Source organism: Geodermatophilus aquaeductus (assembly GCF_900182545.1).
Taxonomy (GTDB): domain Bacteria; phylum Actinomycetota; class Actinomycetes; order Mycobacteriales; family Geodermatophilaceae; genus Geodermatophilus; species Geodermatophilus aquaeductus.
Window position 1 is genome coordinate 230,369 of the sequence record NZ_FXTJ01000002.1, and the last position, 15,170, is coordinate 245,538.

Annotated in this window: 13 protein-coding genes; 5 read left to right on the forward strand and 8 right to left on the reverse strand. The window is 76.6% G+C overall.

Annotated features, from left to right (window positions below):
- Positions 1 to 4 precede the first annotated feature (4 nt).
- The 8 genes from FN207_RS06170 to FN207_RS06205 all read right to left on the reverse strand — a co-directional run bounded on the left by FN207_RS06170 (position 5) and on the right by FN207_RS06205 (position 10,719).
- On the reverse strand, positions 5 to 868 hold the full coding sequence (locus tag FN207_RS06170; protein WP_246065807.1) for a type II secretion system F family protein: 864 nt from the start codon (positions 866 to 868) through the stop codon (positions 5 to 7).
- Positions 859 to 2,103 carry a TadA family conjugal transfer-associated ATPase gene (locus tag FN207_RS06175; protein WP_185938212.1) on the reverse strand — a complete coding sequence of 415 codons (1,245 nt, stop codon included), beginning with the start codon at positions 2,101 to 2,103 and terminating at the stop codon, positions 859 to 861. Before FN207_RS06175 ends, FN207_RS06170 begins: the two co-directional genes overlap by 10 nt.
- A 144-nt stretch (positions 2,104 to 2,247) precedes the next feature.
- Positions 2,248 to 3,768, reverse strand: a complete 1,521-nt coding sequence (locus tag FN207_RS06180) for a flagellin N-terminal helical domain-containing protein (protein ID WP_142457462.1) — start codon at positions 3,766 to 3,768, stop codon at positions 2,248 to 2,250.
- Positions 3,769 to 3,935: 167 nt separating this feature from the next.
- Positions 3,936 to 6,668, reverse strand: a complete 2,733-nt coding sequence (locus FN207_RS06185) for an EAL domain-containing protein (RefSeq protein WP_142457463.1) — start codon at positions 6,666 to 6,668, stop codon at positions 3,936 to 3,938.
- Positions 6,669 to 6,745: 77 nt separating this feature from the next.
- Entirely contained in the window at positions 6,746 to 8,296 is a 1,551-nt protein-coding gene (locus FN207_RS06190) for an acetolactate synthase large subunit (protein WP_142457464.1), read from the reverse strand.
- Complete coding sequence (locus tag FN207_RS06195; RefSeq protein ID WP_142457465.1) at positions 8,293 to 8,613, reverse strand: EthD family reductase; 321 nt, start codon at positions 8,611 to 8,613, stop codon at positions 8,293 to 8,295. The genes FN207_RS06190 and FN207_RS06195 overlap by 4 nt, the downstream gene beginning before the upstream one ends.
- An 83-nt stretch (positions 8,614 to 8,696) precedes the next feature.
- Positions 8,697 to 9,632 (reverse strand): NADP-dependent oxidoreductase, encoded by a 936-nt coding sequence (locus tag FN207_RS06200; protein ID WP_142457466.1) that lies wholly within the window; start codon positions 9,630 to 9,632, stop codon positions 8,697 to 8,699.
- A 22-nt stretch (positions 9,633 to 9,654) separates the two neighbouring features.
- Positions 9,655 to 10,719, reverse strand: coding sequence for a LacI family DNA-binding transcriptional regulator (locus FN207_RS06205; protein WP_221888071.1), 1,065 nt, complete (start codon positions 10,717 to 10,719; stop codon positions 9,655 to 9,657).
- Positions 10,720 to 10,734: 15 nt separating this feature from the next.
- Here FN207_RS06205 and FN207_RS06210 point away from each other — a divergent pair, with 15 nt between their 5' ends.
- The 5 genes from FN207_RS06210 to FN207_RS06230 all read left to right on the forward strand — a co-directional run bounded on the left by FN207_RS06210 (position 10,735) and on the right by FN207_RS06230 (position 15,140).
- Complete coding sequence (locus FN207_RS06210) at positions 10,735 to 11,943, forward strand: MFS transporter (protein ID WP_142457467.1); 1,209 nt, start codon at positions 10,735 to 10,737, stop codon at positions 11,941 to 11,943.
- A 48-nt stretch (positions 11,944 to 11,991) separates the two neighbouring features.
- Positions 11,992 to 12,504, forward strand: coding sequence for a hypothetical protein (locus FN207_RS06215; RefSeq protein ID WP_142457468.1), 513 nt, complete (start codon positions 11,992 to 11,994; stop codon positions 12,502 to 12,504).
- A 103-nt stretch (positions 12,505 to 12,607) separates the two neighbouring features.
- Positions 12,608 to 13,399 carry a DUF4097 family beta strand repeat-containing protein gene (locus FN207_RS06220; RefSeq protein ID WP_142457469.1) on the forward strand — a complete coding sequence of 264 codons (792 nt, stop codon included), beginning with the start codon at positions 12,608 to 12,610 and terminating at the stop codon, positions 13,397 to 13,399.
- Between the two features lie 2 nt (positions 13,400 to 13,401).
- Entirely contained in the window at positions 13,402 to 14,355 is a 954-nt protein-coding gene (locus FN207_RS06225) for an ATP-binding cassette domain-containing protein (protein WP_142457470.1), read from the forward strand.
- Entirely contained in the window at positions 14,352 to 15,140 is a 789-nt protein-coding gene (locus FN207_RS06230) for an ABC transporter permease (protein WP_221888072.1), read from the forward strand. The genes FN207_RS06225 and FN207_RS06230 overlap by 4 nt, the downstream gene beginning before the upstream one ends.
- The last annotated feature ends 30 nt before the right edge of the window (positions 15,141 to 15,170 follow it).

The window sequence follows — 15,170 nt, forward strand, 5'->3', positions numbered from 1 at the left end:
AGCGTCACTGGAGCACCCGCACGTCCTGCGGCAGCCGCCCGATGCGCATCATCAGCCGGTACGCGACGAGGCAGACGGCGCCGCCGCCGACCAGCAGCGCGGTGCCGAGCGGGGTGTCGTAGGCGGCCAGCGTCGTCGACTGGGTCGCGAGCAGCAGGAGCACCACCCACGGCGCGCCGACGGCGAGCCGCGCGGCCTGCACCACCCAGCCCTGCCGGGTCTCCAGCTCGGCGCGGGCGCGGGCGTCCTCGCGGAGGAAGCCGGCCAGCGTCCGCAGCACCCGGCCGAGATCGGAGCCGCCGACCTCCCGGGCCACCCGCAGCGTCTCGACGATGCGGTCGCCCACCGGGTCGGCGAGGTCGGCCTTGAGCCGGTCGAGGCCCTCGCCGAAGCGCCCGCTGGAGCGGTGGTCGGCGGCGAAGCGGGCGAACGGCGGGCGCAGCACCTCGGGGCCGCGGGTGGCCAGCGCCGCCAGCGACTCGGGCAGCGACAGCCCGGCGCGCACGGCCGAGGCCAGGTTGTCGACCACCTCGGGCCACACCTCGCGCAGGTCGGCCCGCCGGCGCGCGGCCAGCCGCCGCACCTGCGCGTGCGGCAGCGCGGCGGCGAAGACGCCGAAGGCGAGGCTGACGGTGACCGTGCCGGTGGTGAGCAGGACGACGACGAGCGCCAGCACCCCGAGCGCGACCTGCAGCGCGACCAGCTGGGCGGGGTTGATGCCGGTCAGCCCGGCCTCGGCCAGCAGCCGCGCCCGGCGTCCCGGCCCCCGCGGGGTCGTGCTGCGCCGCGGCGCGCGGGGCCCACTGCGCCAGACGAGCAGCAGACCCACGCCGAGCAGAAGCCCGAGCAACGCGCCGGTCAGCTCCACGACGACGTCCCGAGCAGCGCGGCGAGGTCGAACCCGGCGGCGGCGAACCGCTCGGGGTGGGGCGGGAAGCCGTCGGCGCGGACCAGCCGGCCCTCCCGGGTGGTGAAGACGTCGGCCAGCTCGATCACGCCGTCCTCGGCCCGCCCGGGCACCGCCACGACCTCGCGCACCCGGCGCTGCCCCGAGGCCTCCGTGGCCACGTGCACGACCAGGTCGACGCTGGCCGCGACCGTGGGGACGACGAAGGCGTGGCCGATGTTGTCGCCGGCCAGCAGCGGCAGCGTGCACATCTTCACCACGGCCTCGCGGGCACTGTTGGCGTGCAGCGTGCACATTCCCGGCAGCCCGCTGTTGAGCGCGATCAGCAGGTCCAGGCACTCCTCCTGCCGCACCTCGCCGACGACGATCCGCGAGGGCCGCATCCGCAGCGCCTCCTTGACCAGCCGCCGCAGCGGGATCTCGCCGGCACCCTCGAGGTTGGGCTGGCGGGTCTGCATCGCGACGACGTCGGGCAGCGGCACCCGCAGCTCGAAGACCTCCTCGCAGGTGATCACCCGTTCGCGGGCCGGGATCGCCGAGCAGAGGCAGTTGAGCAGCGTCGTCTTGCCCGCCTGGGTGCCGCCGGAGACGAGCACGTTGAGGCCGGCGGCGACGGCGGCCTCGAGGAAGCGCGCCGCCTGAGGGGTCAGCGTGCCGGTGGCGACCAGCTCGTCGAGGCCGTGCGCGCGCAGCACGAACTTGCGGATGTTGACGGCCATGTGCCGACGGGTGATGTCGGGGATGACCACGTGCAGCCGAGAGCCGTCGGGCAGCATCGCGTCGACGAAGGGCTGGCTCATGTCGATGCGCCGCCCCGAGCTGCGCAGCATGCGCTCGACCAGGTCGGCCAGCTCGCCGGCGCCGAGGATCGTCGTCGTCAGCTCGCTGCGGCCGCGGCGGGCCACGAACACCCGGCCCGGCTCGTTGACCCAGATCTCCTCGACCTCGGGGGCGTCGAGGTGGCGCTGCAGGGGCCCGAAGCCGGCCACCCGGTCGAGCACGTCGCGCACCACCGACTCGGCGTCGCCGATGGGCGGCAGCGCCGAGGTCAGCGACCGCTCGGAGTAGTCGGCGACGACGTCGCGCACCAGCACGCGGACCGGCGCGGGATCGCTGAACGGGTCGAGCCCGCGGCGCCGGATGAGCTCGCGCACCTCGCCGTCGACGACCTCGAGAGCGCTCGTCGCAGTCGGCACCGCACCCCCGTCTCGCCTGCCCGACCCCGTTCGGGACGACGGGACGATAGGGAGACGCGGCCGTTCCGCGGGAGGCTCGTCAGCCGATCTGTGGACAGCGCGTGCGCGGCCGGGGACCGGCGCCACCCGGTCGGGTGTCCCCCGTCAGCGGAGCAGGGCGAGTACGCGGCCGGCGGACTGGTTGGCCTGCGCCAGCATGGCGGTGCCGGCCTGCGCGAGGACCTGGCCGCGGGTGAGCGCGGTGACCTCCTCGGCCACGTCGACGTCGCGGATCCGCGACTCCGCCGCCGTCGCGTTCTCGATCGAGACGTTCAGGCGCTGCACCCCCGAGGTGAACCGGTTGTCCATCGCGCCGATCTCGGCCCGCAGGTCCGACACCCAGCCGATCGCCCGATCGAGCGCGCGCAGCGTGCCGGCGGTCCCGGCGTCCCCGGTGTAGTACGGCGTCATCGCGTGCGCGTCGGCGGCCGTCGACGTCGGGCCGGGCGTCGGCGCGGTGAAGACCAGCCCGGTCGCGGTCGCGACGAAGGGGCTGAAGGTCGTGCCGAGGGCGGCGATCGCCGCGGCGTCGAGCCGGTCGATGCGGTCCTGCACCGAGACGGCGCCGGTGTAGTCCACCGAGCTGAGGTCGAAGGTGCGCCCGCCGTAGGTAAGCGTGCCGACGAGCGCGTCGTAGCTGGTGGCGTACGCGTCGGCGGAGACGTAGTCGCCGGCCAGGAGGAGCCGCCCGGCCGACGGGGTGTTGCGGGCGGCGGGGACGGCGGCGTCCACCGTGGCGGCGGTCCCGCCGGTGTAGTGCGGGGTGAGGGCGGCGGCGTCGGCAGGGAGCGACGTCGGGCCGGGCGTCGCGCCGGTGAGCACCAGGCCCGAGCCCGACGCGGTGAAGGAGCCGGCGCCCAGCGCGGCGCCGAGCCGGTCGAGGTGGTCCTGCGCCGTGACGGCGCCCGTCCAGTCGACCGTCCCGAGGTCGAGGGTCCGGCCGTCGTACGTGACCGTCCCGGTCAGCGCGCGGAAGGCGGCGCCGGACGTGTAGTCGCCGGCCAGCGTAAGCCGGCCGGGTGCCGGGGTGCTCGGCTCCACGGCGACGGCCCGGCTCAGCGTGTGCTGCAGGCCGAGCCCGCCGGTCAGGTCGACGTCGGAGAGCCCGAGCCCGGCGACGTCGACCGCCCGGCCGGAGACGGCGAGGACGACGCGCACGGTGTCGCCGGCGTCGGCGCCGGCCTGGACCAGCCGGTCGTAGGTGCCGTCGAGCAGGGCGATGCCGTTGAACGACGTGCGGCCGGCGACGTCGTCGATCTCGGCCTTGAGCTGCTCGAACTCCGCGCGGACGGCGGCCGTCGCCTGCGCGTCGAGGAGCCCGGCGTTGCCGCCCTGCACGGCGAGGTCGCGCATCCGCCGCAGCATCGACTGGACGCCGTCGAGGGCGGCGTCGGCGGTCCGCAGCAGGCCGATGCCGTCCTGGGTGTTGCGCACGGCCTGGGTCATCCCGCGGACCTGGGCGCGCAGGCCCTCGGAGACGCCGAGCCCCGTCGCGTCGTCGGCAGCGGTGGCGATCCGCAGCCCGGAGGCCAGCCGCCGCAGCGACGTCGCCACGGACTGGTCCGTCCGCCCCAGCGCGCGGGAGGTCCCGAGCGCCGCCACGTGCGTGGCGATACCCAGACCCATCCCCCGCGCCTCCGTGCTCTCGGGGCCCGCCGCGTCCGTGCGGCAGGGACCTCCTGTCACAACGGCACCACGCGACCCGTCCTCGACCCGAACCGGTCAGTCCACTGCGCGGACGCTCGTGCTCTGCCCCCGGACAGTGGGCAGAGCACGAGCGAGCGCGGGGTCCGTCAGGCGGGGCGGGTCAGCGCGCGGGGCGCCGAGCGCAGCGGCACGATCGCCGGCATCGCGCCGCGGGCCGCGGCCTCCTCGAGCAGCAGCGCCTCGGCGTCGCACGCCTCGAGGGGGCGGGCGAACAGGTAGCCCTGCGCGCTGTCGCACCGGCCCTCAGCCAGCAGCCGCGCCTGGTGCTCGTGCTCCACACCCTCGGCGAGCACCTCCAGGCCCAGCGTGCGGCCCAGGTCGATGGTGCCGCGCACGATCGCCGGCAGCGGCTCGCCCTCGGCCATCGCGCTGACGAACGACCGGTCGATCTTGAGCACGTCCACGGTGAACTGCCGCAGGTGCGCCAGCGAGGAGTAGCCGGTGCCGAAGTCGTCCAGCGCCAGCCGCACGCCGAGCGCCCGCAGGGCCGCCAGGCACGCGGCCGCCCGCTCGGGGTCGCCCACCAGCGCCGTCTCGGTCACCTCGAGCACCAGCGCACCGGCCGGCAGCCCGCTCTCGGCCAGCGCGGCGGCGATGGAGCCGACGAGGTCCGGCGAGGTCAGCTGGGTGGCCGACACGTTCACCGCCATCGAGAACCGCCCGGCACCCGGGTGGCGGTGCCGCCAGGCCGCCGCGGTGGCGCACGCCTCGCGCAGCACCCACGCGCCGATCTCGTCCATCAGACCCGCGGCCTCGGCCACCGGCACGAACCGGTCGGGGGTCACCGGGCCCAGCCGCGGGCTGTCCCAGCGCAGCAGCGCCTCGAAGCCGGTCACCCGGCGGTCGGCCAGGCCGATCACCGGCTGGTAGGCCAGCCGGAACTCGCCGCGGGCTCCCGCGCCGCGCAGCTCCTGCTCCAGCTCGCGGGCGGCCAGCGCCGCCGCGCGCATGCCGGGCTCGAAGCGCTGCACCCGGGCGCGGCCGCCGAGCTTGGCCGCGTACAGCGCGAGGTCGGCGTCGCCGATCAGCGACGCGCCGGCGACGTCCCCGCGGCCGACGGCCACGCCGACACTGGCCGACACGGTCACCGGACCGCCGGACAGCGCCACCGGGCGGGCCAGCACCTCCAGCACGCGGGCGGCGGTGAGCAGCGCCTCGTCGTCGCCGTCGCCGGCCTGCTCGACCAGCACGGCGAACTCGTCGCCGCCCAGGCGGGCCACCGTGTCGTCGGCGCGGACCGCGGCGCGCAGCCGGGTCGCCACCTCGCGCAGCAGCGCGTCGCCGGCGGCGTGGCCGAGGGAGTCGTTGACGGCCTTGAAGCCGTCGAGGTCGAGGGAGAGCACGGCCACCGAGCCGCCGCCGCGCACCGTCCGGCGCAGCGCCTGCCCGACGCGGTCGGTGAACAGCGCGCGGTTGGCCAGCCCGGTGAGCCCGTCGTGCAGCACCGAGTGCGCGAGCGCCTCCTCGGCGCGGCGGCGGCCGGTCACGTCGGTCACGTGGACGACGACGCCGCCGACGTCGGGGTCACCGCTCAGGTCGACCAGGCGCGCGCCGATCCAGCGGTCCTCGCCGCGGTGGCGGGCGGGCAGCTCGGCGTCGACGACCCGGCCGCCGGCCTCGAGTGCGCGGGTGAACAGCGCGGTGGCCATCGCGGGGTCCACCCCGGAGAGCGCGACGGCATCCGCGGTGGTGGCGACGTCGGCCGGCGGGACGCCGAGCAGCGCGGACAGCGGCGCGGGGTCGCTGAGCAGCCGGCCGTCGCGGGCGACGACCACGACCGCGTCGGAGGAGTGCGCGGAGAGCTTGGCGGCGAACCGCTCCCGCGAGCGCACCAGCGCCCGGGCGGCCGCCTCGCCGCGCACCAGCAGCGCCGCGCGGACGAACACCAGGACGGTCAGCGTGACCATCGCGGTGAACACCGCGCCCGAGGCGTCCTCGCCGCCGGTCAGGTCGATGACCAGCTCCGTCGTCGGGGGGACCAGCAGCGCGCCCAGGCAGACGGCCAGGCGGGCCAGGCCCGACACCGGGTGCCGGAGATCGCTCGCGGGCGAGGTACGGGAGGTGCCGGGCCAGGCGGCGACGGCGAGCAGCACGCTGCCGAGCAGCCAGCCGGCGTCGAGCAGCGAGCCGAGGTCGTCGGCGTCGACGTCGAGCAGGTAGACGACGTCGGAGAAGAGCCAGCAGGCGCAGGCGACCGCCACGGCCAGCGAGGCCCGCTCCCCGTGCCGGCGGGTGGCCAGCAGCCGCACGACCAGGCCGATGAGGGCCGCGTCGAGGGCCGGGTACAGGGAGAGGACGACGCGGTCGAGGCCCCCGAGCGTCGGGTCCTGGACGGTGGCCGCGATGGACAGCTCCCAGACCACGAGCAGCGCGGCGACGAACACGACGAGGGCGTCGATCCAGCCCGACGCCCGCTGGTCACGGTCGGCCTGGCGGGTGCGGGCCATGAGCGCCAGCGCGGTGACCAGGGCGACGTAGCTGCCCAGGTACGCGACGTCGGCGATCCCGACGTCCGCGCCGGACCCGGTCAAGGACGTCTGGACCTGCCAGATCACGTCACCGGCGCAGGTCAGGGTGACGCCGAGGGCGACGAGGACGGCGGGGAGCCGGCGTCCCCCGCGGGACACGCCCGCCCAGGCGGTGACGACGGCCAGCCCGAGGACCGCGAAGTACAGCGTCGTGCCGGTGACCGTCCCGTACGTCACCCCCTCGGCGACGAGCAGCGCGGCGACGAGGGCGATGACCAGCGCGGGCGCACGCCGCAGGGCCAGCCGGCTCCTGCCGGCCGTCCAGCTGGGTCCATCGAGGGTCCACGACACGCGACGGGAATCGGCCCGGAACGGATCGGTCTGGAACGGATCCGGCCGGTGTTCCCCCGAGGGGGTGAGGAGGAGTTTCAGCCGGCCGGTCGCAGCACCGCCTGCACCAGGTGCGGACCGGGCTCGCGCAGCGCGGTGCCCAGCTGCTCGGCCAATTCCTCGGCGGTCTCCGCGCGGGTGGCGGGCACCCCCATGCCGGTGGCCAGCGCGACGAAGTCCAGCGCGGGGCCGCCCAGGTCGAGCAGCTGCCCGGCCCGCTCCCCGCCGCCGGCGGCGCCCACCCGGGACAGCTCGCCCTGCAGGATCGCGTAGGACGCGTTGTCGTACAGCAGGACGGTGACGTCGAGCTGCTCGCGGGCCATCGTCCACAGCGCCTGCAGCGTGTACATCGCGCTGCCGTCGGCCTGCAGGACGAGCACCGGCCGGTCGGGGCAGGCCACCGCCGCGCCGACCGCCATGGGCAGGCCGTCGCCGATCGCCCCGCCGGTGAGGGACAGCCAGTCGTGCCGTGGCGCGCCCGAGGTCAGCTCCACGATCCCGACGCCGGAGGTGATCGCCTCGTCCACCACGATCGCCCGCTCGGGCAGCAGGGCGCCGACCACGGCCGACACCCCGCGCGGCGTGAGGCGCCCGCTCGGCAGCTCCGGGCGGGAGGCCTCCAGCGGCTGCGGCGTCGCGCCGGGGGCGGCCATCTCCCCGAGCGCGCGCAGCGCGGCGACGCCGTCCTCCCCGGGCTCGGACAGGACGTGCACGGTGCAGTCCTCGGGCACCGGCGTGCCCGGCACGCCCGGGTAGGCGAAGAAGTGCACCGGCGACAGCGCCCCGGCCAGCACCACGTGCCGCGTGCCGGCCAGCGCCTTGATCGCCACCTCCGGCGGATACGGCAGCTTCCCGATGTCGGGCAGCCCCGCGCCGCGCACCATCCGCGCCGGGAAGGTCTCGGCGAGCAGCCGGGCACCGGTGGCGCCGGCGATCGCGGACGCCACGAGCTGCCCGTCCTCGCTGGCCAGGACGTCACCGCCGAGCAGGACGACGGTCGGCTCCCCCGACTGCAGCACGGAGGCGACCTCGCCCAGCCGGGCCTCGGTCGGCCCCGGCGGGGTCCAGGGCGGCGGCGGGTCGGCCACGGCGGCGCCCTCGGACCAGGAGACGTCGGCGGGCAGCACCAGCGTGGCGATCTGCCCGCGTGCCGCCGCGGCGACGGCGTCCGCGGCGTCGGCGGCGACGTCCTCCGGGGCCAGCGACCGGCGCACCCAGCCCGACACGGTGCCGGCCACGGCGTCGATGTCGGACTCCAGCGGCGCGTCCAGCCGCTTGTGCGAGCGGCCGTGGTCGCCGACGACGTTGACCATCGGCGTGCGGCCGCGCCGGGCGTTGTGCAGGTTGGCCAGCCCGTTGCCCATGCCCGGGCCGAGGTGCAGCAGCGTGGCGGCGGGCCGGCCGGTCATGCGCGCCCAGCCGTCGGCGGCGCCGGTGGCCACCCCCTCGAACAGGGTGAGGACGCCGCGCATCTCCGGGACGTCGTCGAGCGCGGCGACGAAGTGCATCTCCGACGTGCCGGGGTTGGCGAAGCAGACGTCGACGCCGGCGTCGACGAGCGTGCGGATGAGGGCCTGGGCGCCGTTCACCGGGAGACGTGCACCTCGTTCACCTCGTAGTGCGTCATGACCGCGCCCCCGCTGGCGAACTTCGGCACGTCCCGCGCCGTCGCCTTGCCCTCGTCGGAGGCGAACGCGGCGCCCATCGCCTCCTCGGAGTCGAAGTCGAGCTGCGCGACCAGGTAGGGGGCGGGGTGCGAGGGGTCCATCGACTGCGGCTTCCCCGTGGTCAGCCGGACCAGCCCGGGCATCTGCACGGCGAGCGGGGTGTGCGTGTCGCGGTAGTACGCGTCGAACGCCGCCGGGTCGTCGGGCTGTCCGTAGCTGACCACCAGCCTGTGCACCATCTACCGCACCTCCGCGCTCGCGCCCGGGCACCGCTGCCCGGGGTCTCCCCCACCCTGGCAGGGACCCGCCGGTCCCCGCGACCTCAGAAGGTGATCACCAGGCGGCCGCGCACCCCGCCGGCGGCCAGCACGCGGTGGGCCTCGGGCGCGTCCTCCGGCGTGAAGGTGCGGGCCACCCGCACCGTCAACGCGCCGGAGTCCACCTGGTCGCGCAGCCGGTCGAGCGCGGCGGCGTTCTCGGCGTAGCGGCGCACCAGCGTCGGCAGCACCTCGACCCGGCCGGACCCGTCGCCGCGGTAGCCGCGGACGGTGGTCACCTTCCCGCCGTCGCGGACCGCGGGCAGCACCAGCGCGTCCTGCACCGACCCGTCGGACAGCCCGTCGACGCCGTCGGGGAACTCCGCGCGGATCCGGTCGGCCACGTCGTCGCCGCGCCGCACCACGACGTCGGCGCCGAGGTCGCGGACCAGCTGCTCGTCGGCCTCGGAGGCGTCGGCGACGACGGTGTGCCCGTCGGCCTTGGCCAGCTGGACGACGTAGCCGCCGAAGGCACCCGCCGCGCCGGTCACCGCGACCACCGACCCGGCCGGCAGCGCCATCTGGTCGAGCGCCAGGCGGGCGGTGAGCGCGTTCATGGGCAGCGTGCAGGCGGCGACGGCGTCGGCACCGGCGGGCACGCGGGCCACCGAGCCGGCCGGCAGCACGAGGTCCTCGCGGTAGCCGCCGTGCGCGCCGGTGGGGACGACGATCCCCATGACCGCGTCGCCGACGGCCACCCGGTCGACGTCGCCGGCCACCTCGACCACCTCACCGGCGGCGTCCATCCCGGGCACCCACGGCGGTGTCTTCACCGTGTCGCGCCCCGCGTAGGCACCGCTGCGCAGGTGGGTGTCGGTCGGGCTGACCGCCGCGGCCCGCACCCGCAACCGCACCTGCCCGGGCCCGAGCGGCTCGTCGGGCACGTCGACGACGGTGAGGGCCTCGGGCCCGCCGAACTCGGTCACTCCCACGGCTCGCACGCCCCGACCCTAGGGCGGCCGCTCAGCCGGGGCGGCGGGTGGTCGTCCGCTCCACGACCCGCCACGCGTCCCGTCCCGGCACGTCGCCGGGGCGGCCGAGCGCGACGAGGGCGCAGGCGGCGCCCTGCGCGCGCAGCGACTGCGCCACGGTGGTCAGGCCGGCCGGCTCCGCGGCGTCGCTGTCGTCCCAGCCGGTGACGGCCACGGCGCCGGGGACGGCGAGGCCGGCGTCCGCCACGGCCCGCAGGGCGCCGAGGGCGAGCTCGTCGCTCATCGCGGCGATCGCGTCGGGCCGGTCCGCGCCGGCGAGCAGCTCGGCGGTGAGCGCCTCGCCCTGGTCGGCGTCGTTGACCGGGCAGACGGCGAGCCGCAGCTCCGCCGCCGGTCGGCCGGCACCCGTCCAGGCGTCCCGGAGGCCCTCCCAGCGGTGCCGGGTCACCGGGAACCGGACCGGTCCCACGGCGTCGCCGTCGAGCAGCTGCCGGTCGCGCGCCCGGTCGAGCGGGAAGCCGAGCACGACCGGCCGCCGCGCGCCGGTGAACGCCACCCGGCCGACCGCCTCGGCGGCGGCGCGGTCGTCGATGCCGACCACCGGCAGGCCCCGGTGGTGCGGACCGGCGTGGACGACGGCGGGCAGGCCGGTGTCGGCCACGGCGTCGAGCACCGGGTCGTCGTCGCTGGTGGTCCAGACGACGAGGCCGTCCACGACCGCCCGGGCCACGCGCTCGACGTCGCTCGGGGCACCGGTGATCGGCACGAGGGTCAGCCCGACGCCCTCGGCGGCGCAGACGTCCGCGACCCCGGCCAGGAACCGCGCGGCCTGCGGGTCGTCGAAGGCGTAGCCGAGCCGCTCGCCGAGGACGACGCCGAGCGTGCCGACCCGCCCCTGCCGCAGCGAGCGGGCGGCCGGGTGCGGCCCGGGGTAGCCGAGCTCGTGCGCGGCCGCGCGCACCCGCGCGGCCGCCTCGTCCGAGACCCGCCCGGGCTGCGAGTAGACGTAGGACACCGTCATCGCCGAGACGCCGGCGGTGCGGGCGACGTCGCGCATCGTCGGACGGCGCGACGGGTGGTCGCCGGGACTGGCCACTCGTAGAGTCTAGGTGTGTATCGATACACAAGGACACGGGCCGACGCCGCCGACGTCCCCCTGTCGAGCGGTCCACGGCCGGACGGGTTCACCCGGGACGCGCCCACCGTGCTCGCCTACGCGACCCTCGGGTGCTTCACGTTCTGGCTGTACGCGTTCGGCCCGGCGCTGGCGCTGCTGCGGGCGGAGCTGCACTTCTCCTACACGTTGCTGGGCGTCTACTCCGTCCTGTGGTCGGGTGGCGCCGCCCTCGCCGGTGCCGGGTTCGCGCCGGTGTCCCGCCGCCTGTCGCGCTCGGTGCTGCTGTGGTCCTCGGCCGCCGCCACGGCCGCCGGCGCCGGGCTGTTCGCCCTCGACTCCGGGCTCGTCCCGACCCTGCTCGGGGCCGGCGTGCTCGGGGTGGCCGGCACGACGCTGCTCACGGCGACCCAGGCGGTCCTCTCCGACCGGCACGGCGCGCGGCGGGACCGGGCGCTGACGGAGGCCAACGTGGTCGCCGGGGCGTGCGCGGTGGTCGCTCCCCTGGTGCTCGGCGCGCTCGCCGTCGGCGCGGCCGGCTGGCGGATCGCCTTCGCGGTCCCGGCCGTCGTCCTCGCCGTCCTGTTCCTGCGGTACCGCGGCCGGCCGCTGCCGCCGCCGGCCGGGCGTCCGGCCGCCGGCCGGTCCGGGCGGCTGCCACTGGCCTGCTGGCTGTTCGCCGCCCTGACCGCGGTCGCCACCGCCATCGAGTTCTGCCTCGTCTACTTCGGCACCGAGGTGCTCGTGGGCACCGGGCTGTCCACCGCCACGGCCGCCACGGCCCTGGGCAGCAACTACCTCGGCCTCCTGGTCGGCCGGATCGGCGGCGCGGCGCTCACCCGCCGCCCCGGGCGGTCGGTCCCGCTGCTGTACGCCTCACTGGCGGTCACGGCCGCCGGGTTCGCGCTGTTCTGGCTCACCGCCGGCCCCGCGGTCGCCGTCCTCGGCCTGTTCGTCTGCGGAACCGGAATCGCCAACCTGTACCCGCTGGCCCTGGCGCTGGCCCTCGGCGCCGCCGGCGGGCAGGAGGACCGGGCCAACGCCCGCACCCAGCTGCTCGGCGGCCTGGTCACCGCGACCGCACCCTTCCTGCTCGGCCGCCTGGCCGACGGCCACGGGCTGACCGCCGCCTTCGCGCTCGAGCCCGTCCTCATAGGCACCGCACTCCTCCTCCTGCTCGGCGGACTGCGGGCCCGCAACGCGTGACACCACGAGGGGTTGCGTGTGACGCCACAGTGGTGTCATGGTGACGTCATGGACCTCGCGCCGTTCGTCGACCAGCTCCGCCGGGACCTCCTCGCCGCCGCCGCACCCGGCGGCGAGGAGGCCCGCGAGCTGGCCGAGCGCCTCACCGCACCGCTGGAAGCGTCGGTGCGCCTGGCCCTGCTCAGCGCGCTGTCGGCCGCGGCCGAGGAGCTGACCAGCCAGCTCGCCCCGGGCGCCGTCGACGTGCGGCTGCGCGGCAGCGACATCGGGTTCGTCGTCACCCCGCCCCCGGCGGCAGCCGAGGCGCACGAGGCCCCGGCGCCCGAGCCGGGAGTCGCCGACGCCGACGACGGCACCACCATCCGCATCACCCTGCGGCTGCCCGAGCAGCTGAAGGTCCGCGTCGAGGAGGCCGCCGCCCGCCTCGGCTCGTCGGTCAACACCTGGCTGGTCCGGGCCGTCACCGACGCGGTGGCCCGCACCGAGCGGCCGCCGACGGTGACCGACGGCCGCCGCTCCCGCTGGTCGGGCGGCTCCCAGTACACGGGCTGGGCGCGCTAGCGCGTCCCGCCCGCACCGGAACACGCACCGCGCCTGAACACGCACCGCGACCCCGGCCGACCGGCCCGGGGGCGATCTCCCCTGCCCCGAGGAGGGCGCAGCCATGCCCACGTTCGACACCCCGCAACCCGTCTCCGCGCGCATCGAGGTCGCCGCCGGCAGCGTCCGGGTCCGCGCCTCCGACCGGCGCGACACGGTGGTCACCGTCCGGCCGCGCAACGAGCGCAGCGCCGCCGACGTCACCGCCGCCGAGGGCACCGTCGTCGAGCACACCGACGGCGAGCTGCTGGTCCGCTCGGCCGGCCGCCCCCGGCTGCTGTTCCTGGGCTCGGGCGGCCAGGTCGACGTCGACGTCGCCCTCCCCGAGGGGTCCTCGGTGGAGGTGCACACCTCGGCCGGCGACGTCTCCTGCTCCGGCCGGCTGGGCACCGCCGTGCTCGACAGCCGGTACGGCGACATCCGGCTCGACTCGGCCGAGCGGCTCCGGGCGAGCACCAGCAGCGGCGGCATCACCGCCGGCGCCGTCGACGGGGACACCGTCATGCGGACCTCCTACGGCGACGTGCGGCTCGGCCGCACCGACGGCGACGCGCGGCTGGAGACCGCGTGCGGCGACGTCACCGTCGACCGGTCACGCGGGTCGCTGCGGGGCAGCACGAAGTACGGGAAGGTGCGGGTCGGCGAGGCGGTGCGCGGGTCGCTGGTGCTCGAGACCGCCTACGGCGAGGTCGAGGCCGGCATCGCGGCCGGCACCGCGGCGTGGCTGGACCTGCAGTCGGGGTCGGGCAGCGTCCGCAGCGAGCTCACCGCCGCCGAGGGGCCCGAGGACGCCGGCGAGACCGTCGAGCTGCAGGCCCGCACCGCCTACGGCGACATCCTCGTGCGGAGGGCCTGAGCATGGGCACGTCGAGGGACACCGCCGTCTCCGTCACCGGCCTGTGCAAGGCCTTCGGGTCCACCGTCGTCCTCGACGGCCTGGACCTCGCCGTCGCCGAGGGCTCGGTCTACGCGCTCCTGGGGCCCAACGGCGCCGGGAAGACGACCACCGTCGACATCCTGTCCACGCTCACCCCGGCCGACGCCGGACAGGTGAGCGTGGCCGGGCACGACCTCGCCCGCGACCCCGCCGGGGTCCGCTCCGCCATCGCGGTGACCGGGCAGTTCTCCGCCGTCGACGACCTGCTCACCGGCCGGGAGAACCTCCGGCTGATGGCCGACCTGAACCACCTCGGCCGCCGGGAGGGCCGTCGCCGCGCCACCGACCTGCTCGAGCGCTTCGACCTCGTCGAGGCCGCCGACCGCCGGCCGGCCACGTACTCCGGCGGCATGCGTCGCCGGCTGGACCTGGCGATGGGGCTGCTCGGCGACCCGCGCGTGGTCTTCCTCGACGAGCCCACCACCGGCCTGGACCCGCGCAGCCGCCGGGCGATGTGGGACGTCGTCCGCGGGCTGGTCGCCGAGGGCGTCACGATCCTGCTCACCACGCAGTACCTCGAGGAGGCCGACCGGCTCGCCGAACGCATCGGCCTGCTCGACGGCGGCCGGCTGGTCGCCGAGGGGACGTCCGACGAGCTCAAGCGGCTGGTCCCCGGCGGCGCGGTGCGGCTGACCTTCGCCGACGCCGACGCGCTCGAGACGGCCGGACGGGTGCTCGGCGTCCCGCCCGGCGACCCCGCCGCGCTGGTGCTCGAGGTGCCCTCCGACGGCAGCGTCCACGCGCTGCGGTCCCTGCTCGCCCGCCTCGACGACTCCCGCGTCGACGTCGCCGGGCTCACCGTCACCACGCCCGGCCTCGACGACGTCTTCCTGGCGCTGACCGGCCGCCCGACCTCCGAGGAGGTGCCCGCGTGAGCACGACCCACGCGCTGACCGACAGCCGGACGATGCTGCGCCGGAACCTGCAGCACGCCGTCCGCTACCCGTCGCTGACCCTGATCGTGGCGGCCGTCCCGATCGTCTTCCTGCTGCTGTTCGTCTACGTCCTCGGCGGCACGCTCGGCGCCGGTCTGGGCGGGCCGGGCGGCGGGCGCACCGAGTACGTCACCTATGTGGTGCCCGGCGTGCTCATGCTGGCCGTGGCCGGCGCTCCGCAGGGGACGGCGATCGCGGTGGCCATGGACATGACCGAGGGCATCATCGCCCGGTTCCGGACCATGTCGATCGCCCGCGTCTCGGTGCTGACCGGCCACGTCGTCGGCTCGGTGATCCAGACGCTGCTGGGCCTGGCCGTCGTCCTCGCCGTCGCGCTGCTGGTCGGCTTCCGGCCCGACGCGGACGCGCTGGAGTGGCTGGCCGCGACCGGCCTGCTGGCCCTGGTGGCCTTCGCCCTGGCCTGGCTGGCGGTCGCGATGGGCCTGGCCTCCCCCACCGTGGAGGCGGCGAGCAACCTGCCGATGCCGCTGTCGCTGCTGCCCTTCCTCTCCAGCGGGTTCGTGCCGGTGGAGTCGATGCCGGCCGGGCTGCGGTGGTTCGCCGAGCACCAGCCGTTCACGCCGATGATCGAGACACTGCGCGGGCTGCTGACCGGCACCGCGATCGGGTCCAGCGCCTGGGTCTCGCTGGCGTGGTGCGCGGTCATCGCGCTGGCCGGGTACCTCTGGGCACGGCGGGGCTACGAGCGCCGTCCGGCCCGCTGAGACGACGAGCGGCCCGGGACCTGGGGGTCC

Excerpts from the sequence above, each read along its gene's own strand:
- FN207_RS06225 (WP_142457470.1), top strand. The coding sequence starts at position 13,402 with ATGGGCACGTCGAGGGACACCGCCGTCTCCGTCACCGGCCTGTGCAAG.
- FN207_RS06195 (WP_142457465.1), bottom strand. The coding sequence starts at position 8,613 with ATGGTGCACAGGCTGGTGGTCAGCTACGGACAGCCCGACGACCCGGCG.
- FN207_RS06220 (WP_142457469.1), top strand. The coding sequence starts at position 12,608 with ATGCCCACGTTCGACACCCCGCAACCCGTCTCCGCGCGCATCGAGGTC.
- FN207_RS06180 (WP_142457462.1), bottom strand. The coding sequence starts at position 3,768 with ATGGGTCTGGGTATCGCCACGCACGTGGCGGCGCTCGGGACCTCCCGC.
- FN207_RS06215 (WP_142457468.1), top strand. The coding sequence starts at position 11,992 with ATGGACCTCGCGCCGTTCGTCGACCAGCTCCGCCGGGACCTCCTCGCC.